The organism is Salipiger sp. (assembly GCF_059781815.1).
In genome coordinates this window covers 1-5643 of sequence record NZ_JBYNAH010000289.1, presented here as the reverse complement: position 1 = coordinate 5643, position 5643 = coordinate 1, and the positions used below count along the sequence as shown (strand labels likewise).

At 69.6% G+C, this 5643-nt stretch carries 6 protein-coding genes; all 6 read left to right on the top strand.

The genetic code is table 11. From position 1 onward, the window contains the following. Positions 1–396 (top strand): preprotein translocase subunit SecA (locus AC6RA4_RS23040; protein WP_500164271.1); only part of this gene is annotated, 396 nt, incomplete at its 5' end. Beyond that, a complete protein-coding gene (locus tag AC6RA4_RS23035) occupies positions 393–1139 on the top strand; it encodes a hypothetical protein (RefSeq protein WP_500164270.1) in 747 nt (248 codons plus the stop codon). The genes AC6RA4_RS23040 and AC6RA4_RS23035, both read left to right, overlap by 4 nt. Further along, a complete protein-coding gene (locus AC6RA4_RS23030) occupies positions 1139–2014 on the top strand; it encodes a hypothetical protein (protein ID WP_500164268.1) in 876 nt (291 codons plus the stop codon). The genes AC6RA4_RS23035 and AC6RA4_RS23030 overlap by 1 nt, the downstream gene beginning before the upstream one ends. Further along, a complete protein-coding gene (locus AC6RA4_RS23025; protein WP_500164266.1) occupies positions 2001–3020 on the top strand; it encodes a radical SAM protein in 1020 nt (339 codons plus the stop codon). The genes AC6RA4_RS23030 and AC6RA4_RS23025 overlap by 14 nt, the downstream gene beginning before the upstream one ends. Before the next feature lie 89 nt (positions 3021–3109). Further along, a complete protein-coding gene (locus tag AC6RA4_RS23020; RefSeq protein ID WP_500164264.1) occupies positions 3110–3880 on the top strand; it encodes a SapC family protein in 771 nt (256 codons plus the stop codon). Further along, positions 3880–5358, top strand: coding sequence for a tryptophan halogenase family protein (locus tag AC6RA4_RS23015; RefSeq protein WP_500164262.1), 1479 nt, complete (start codon positions 3880–3882; stop codon positions 5356–5358). Before AC6RA4_RS23020 ends, AC6RA4_RS23015 begins: the two co-directional genes overlap by 1 nt. Positions 5359–5643: the final 285 nt, after the last annotated feature.

Genomic DNA, 5643 nt, shown 5'->3' with positions numbered 1-5643 from the left:
GTGACGGTGGCGACCAACATGGCCGGGCGCGGCACCGACATCAAGCTCGCCGCGGGCGTGGCCGAGCGTGGCGGTCTGCACGTGCTGCTGACCGAGCGCCACGACAGCCGCCGCGTCGACCGCCAGCTCGAGGGCCGCTGCGGACGGCAGGGCGATCCGGGCCGGGTCGAGCGTTTCCTGTCGCTCGAGGACGAGCTGCTCGGCAGCAAGGGCGCGCGCTGGAACCGCCGCGCCGCGCGGCTGCTGCTGCGGCCCTTCGGGCCCGGCGTGGCGGCGCTGGCCTTCCGCGCCCGGCAACGCCGGGTAGAGCGGATGCACGGGCGGATGCGTCACGACCTGCTCGCCGCCGATCGCGGGCTCGGCAGCCTGCTGGCGCTGTCGGGAGAGGCGGAATGACCCCCGAGTCGCGGCTTTCGGAGGTGCTCGCCCCGGTCGAGCGTCCGCTTCTGCGGGAATACTCGGTCAAGACCATCGGCGACGAGCTGCGCGACGGCCGCTTTCTCGTGAGCTTCCCGCGCGGCGCGCTCGGCCCCGGCCCGTCGCGCCGCTTGCGCGCCATGCTTGCGGATCTCGGCGCGCCGGCGAAGGGCGTCGCGCGGCTCGATCCGCTGCAATCGCGAGCCGCGTCGCTGCATTTCGGCTTTGAACCCGAGGCGGCGGGGCCGGTGCTGAAATGCTACCTCGAGTTCACCGATGGCGACCGGCCCGAGCCCGGTCTCGCCTTCCTCGCGCTGAAATGGCGCGACGACGGCGCGTTTGCCCTCAGCGAATACCGCGATGCCGGGCCGCTCGATCCGCCCGCGCTGGCCGCAAGGATCACCGCCGACCTCCCCGAGGGGGCCGTGCGCGACGCGCTGCTGACCCTCGCCGCGATCCCCGCGCGCCAGCCCCTCACGCTGCTCGAGGTGACCGAGCCCGGCAACCCGCGCCGCTCGCTCGACCTCAACCTGACGCCGTTGCAGGCCACCCTCGCGGAGCATACCGAGACTCTCGCCCGCCTGCTCGGCCCGGCCTCCGCCCCGCTGCTCGCGCGGGAGTCGCAGCGCCCGCTCGGCCATGTCGCAGCCGGCACCGCCCGCGATGGGCGGCCCTTCGCGACGTTCTATTACGGCGCGCATCGCGTGCGGGGGGCGCTGTGATGGACGGACAGACCTCTGAAAGCATCCACCGCGCGCGCCGCGCCGATCCGAGCCTCGATTTCTGCCTCTGGCCCTACGATCCGCCGGCGCTGCCGAACCGCGACAGCTGGCGGAGCGCGGCGCTGCTCTACCACTCCTTCGCCGTCGCCGGGCTGCCACCGAAGATGCTGGAGATCTGCGACGCGCTGATCGCCGCCAACGGTCCGTTCCGCACCGTCTGGGGCCTGAAGCACGCCGGGGGCCGGCTCAGCTGGGAGTTCTATTTCTACGATTACGCCCGGCTCGGCCGCCGCTTTGATACCCGCGCCCTGCACCGCGCCATCGGCCCGCTCGTGCCGATCACCGCGCCGCTCAGTGGCGACGACCGGCCCTATTTCATGTTCTCCGTCGAACTCACTGCCGAGCATCTGCAGGGCGGCGCCATCGACCAGATCGACCTCTATATCGGCAATCCCGGCAGCAGCGTCTCCTCCGGCATCTGCTACGGGCTGACGCAATCCGGCTTCGAGATGCGCAACTTCTACTTCTTCTTCGATGCCCTCCGAGAGGCGGATGCCATCCGCGCCAAGCTCGCCGAGACCGCGCAGATGGCGCAGCCTGTCAAGCTCGAAGACTGGCTCTGGCCCGAGATCACCGCACAGACCGTCGTGGTCGCCAACAAGCGCCGCGCCGACGGGGTGTATTTCTCGCGCATCCCCGCCGCGCAGACCCTGCTCTGCCTTGACCGGCTGGGCTATCCCGAGCCGATCCGCGATTTCTTCCGCGCCAACCTGCACCGTTTCGGCCACCTGCTCTTCGATATCGGCTACGATTGGGAGCCCGCGCCGGAAGGCGGCCTGCGCTACACCAAGGGGAGCGTCTATGGGATCCTCTGACCGCCTCCGCCCCGACGCCGCGCTCGCGGCGCGGCAGGCGCTCGACCTGCCCGGCGTGCGCGCCGGGGTGACGACGCCGAAAGCCATTGCGCCCGGAGAGCGGCTGTCGCTGCGCGATCACGACGACTATGTCAGCGTGACGATGGAATTCCGCTGCAATCTCAAATGCGTGCACTGCATGATCGAGGGCACGATGGACCGGTTGCAGCCGACCCCCGCGCCGCTCTTCGACAAGGTTCTGGAGGAGCAGCGTGCGCATCGCCGCTGGCGCGGGCTGATCCTCACCGGCTCCGAGATCACCTTGCGCGCGGACCTGCCCGATCTCGCCCGCGCCGCCCGCGCGGCGGGCTTCGAGCGGGTGCGCATCCAGACCCACGGCGTGCATCTCGCGCGGCCCGGCTATGCCGACCGGCTGCTCGAGGCCGGGGTGAACGAGTTCTTCGTCTCGGTCGCAGGCGCCGGCGCGGCAAGCCACGACGCCATCACGCAGGTGCCCGGCGCGTGGGACAAGATGCTGGCGGGGATGGAATATCTCGACCGGCAGGACGGCGTGCGGCTGCTGACCAACACCGTCATCACCCGCCTGTGCTACCGCGAGCTGCCGCAGATCGTCGCCGCGCTGAGCCATCTCGAGCGCCTCGTGCAGATGGAGTTCTGGAATTTTTTCCCGATGGCCGAGCGCGACGACAAGCGCCTTGCCGTCGCCTTCCCCGAGCTGATGCCGCCCCTGCGCGAGGCGATCCTCGCCGCCCGCGCGGCGGGGCGGTTCGTCGAGGTCAAGAACGTGCCCGAATGCCAGATGGGCGCGCTCTCGGACGCGCTGGTCAATGCGCAGCCGCTGCTGATGATCGATCCGGCCTTCTGGCAGGAGTTCGACCGCAACCAGTTTCACCGCTGCCCGCACCGCGCCGCCTGCAGCTCGACCGAATGCCTCGGGCTGACCCCGGCCTATATCGCGCGCTTCGGAGACGAGGCCGATCAGCTGCATCCGTTAATTTCTGATTGAAATTTTCTTTTCTCGCTCACGCTTACCGGATAGCCTTCATGAACCGAGACAGGTGTGGGTGGCAACCTGACCCAAAGGGAGGGAACAACGTGACGAAACAATTGATGATCTACGAGCGGGCGGTTCCGATTTCGTCCGAACGGCACCGCGACTGGTCGCTCGAGGCCGGGCGCAACTATGCCTTCGCAAAGGAGGTCAACTCGGTGCCGCTGCTGGCCGCCGAGTTCATCGCCGCCGCCACCGATTACGCCATCGTCTTCGCCGGCGATGACAAGACCATTTTCCCGTCGGTCATCCTCGGGATGCGCGCCAGCGAGAACAATGCCGTCGACGCGACCGGCAACTGGACCGGCGGCTACATCCCCGCCTTCCTGCGCCGCTATCCCTTCGTCTTTGCCCGCTCCGAGGATGGCAAGACCTTCACGCTCTGCATCGACGAAGAGCACGAGGGCTTCAACAAGGACGGACGGGGCGAGCGGCTGTTCGACGCCGAGGGCAAGCGCACCCGCTACCTCGAGTCGATGCTGACGTTTACCCGCGAGTATCAGGGCCTCTTCGACCGCACGCAGCTGTTCTGCAAGCGGCTGATGGAGCATGACCTGCTGAAGCCCGCGCAGGCGCAGTTCAGCCTGCCCGGCGGCCAGTCGGCCCAGCTTGGCGGGTTCTTCACCATCGACCGCGACAAGCTCAAGGCGCTGCCCGCCGAGGTGCTGGCCGAGATGGCCAGGACCGACGAGCTCGAGTTGTGCTACGTGCATCTGCAATCGCTCAACAACCTGACGCCGATGGCGCGCCGCATCGCCGCGGCGCAGGCGGCGGCGCCGCAGTCCGACGAGGCACCGGTCTCCGAAGACGCCTGATGCGGGTCACCATCGTCGGGGGCGGCTCGGCCGGCTGGATCGCAGCCGCCACGCTTCAGGCGCAGCTCAACGGGACCGGCCCCGGGCCGGTCTCGATCACCGTGGTCGAAAGCCCGAAGACCCCGCGCATCGGGGTGGGCGAGGCCACGATCCCCACCATGCGCGACATGCTGCGCCGCTTCGGCCTGTCCGAGCGCGGCTTTGTCGCGGCCTGTGATGCCAGCTTCAAGCACGGCATCCGCTTCGACGACTGGTCCGGCCCCGGCAGCCGCTGCCTGCACCCGTTCCACCGCCACGCCCTGCCCCGCGACATCGCCGCGCGCTGGCTGGCCTCGTCCGGCGCGCTGCCCTTCGCCGCCATCGCCTCGGCGCAGGCAGCTTTGATCGAACACCGCCGCGCGCCGCGGCCGGCAGGCGCGCCCGAGTTCACCGGCCCGGTGCCCTACGCTTACCATCTCGATGCCGAGAAATTCGCCGACTACCTCGCCGGTGAGCTGGCCGCGAAGGGCGTGACACGGCAGAGCGCCCATGTCACCGGCGTGCTGCGCGAGGGCGAGAGCGTCACCGCGCTGCAGACCGAGCACGGCCCGCCGCTCACCGCCGATCTGTGGGTCGATTGCACCGGCTTCGCCGCGCTGCTGCTGCCCGAGGACGGGCGCGACTGGATCTCCTACGCCGACCGCCTGCTCTGCGACCGGGCGGTGACCATGCGCGTGCCCGAAGACGCCCCAACCTATGCACCGGCGCCCTTCACCCGCGCCCGCGCGCTCGCGGCGGGCTGGTGCTGGGATATCGGCCTGCGCCGGCGGCGCGGGCGCGGCTATGTCTACTCCTCCGCCCATCTGAGTGACGACGGGGCCGAGGCCGCGCTGCGCGCCGAGGAAGGCCCGCAGGCCGCCGAGCTGCCCGTCCGGGTCATCCCCTTCACCCCGGGCCGGCGCGCCGCGCCCTGGCAGGGCAACGTTGTGGCGCTCGGCCTCGCGGCGGGGTTCCTCGAGCCGCTCGAAAGCACCGGGCTGTTCCTCGCCGATTTTGCCGCCCGCGCGCTGGTCGAGATGTTCCCCCCCGCCCCCGGCCTGCCGGTGCAGCCGCTGGCGCGGCGTTACAACACCCTGCTCGCGGAGATGCATGACGATCTCGCCGACTTCCTCGCGCTGCACTACGCCGTGGCGCAGCGCCGCGACACCGCGTTCTGGCGCGACGCCGCCGACGCTGCGCTGCGCTCGGAGCGCCTGCGCGGTCTCTTGGATCTCTGGCAACTGCGCCCGCCCTCGTTCGCGGATTTCTCTTACCGTTACAGCCCGTTCTCCCATGCTGCGTGGGAGCTCATACTGCTCGGCATGGGCTGGCGCCCTGCCTCTGCGCCCGCCGGCGACACCCCCTGCCCCGCGCCGGGCGAGGCGCTGACACGGCAGCTTCTCGCAACGCTGCCAGATCACCGCACCCTGCTACGTCACCTCGCTCCGGAGATTGCCTGACACGTCGACACGCGATCACGGCGCTCGGCGACGTCCCACCGGAAGACAGCTCGAAGGCTCAAGAAAAAGTCGCTCCGCGCTCACCGGACGTGATGCAACCGGCCAAGCCCCTCACGAGCGGGCAACTGGCGGAGACCGATCCGGCGCCACGTGATCCCAAAAATGTATTCCCGAATAAATATTTAACTGGCGATAAACCGATGGCGCGTCGCCACCCGGAAATCCTCCGGAGCACATCCTAAGCGGCCCCAAGGAAATATCTTCTTTTCTTCCCGACGACCGCGC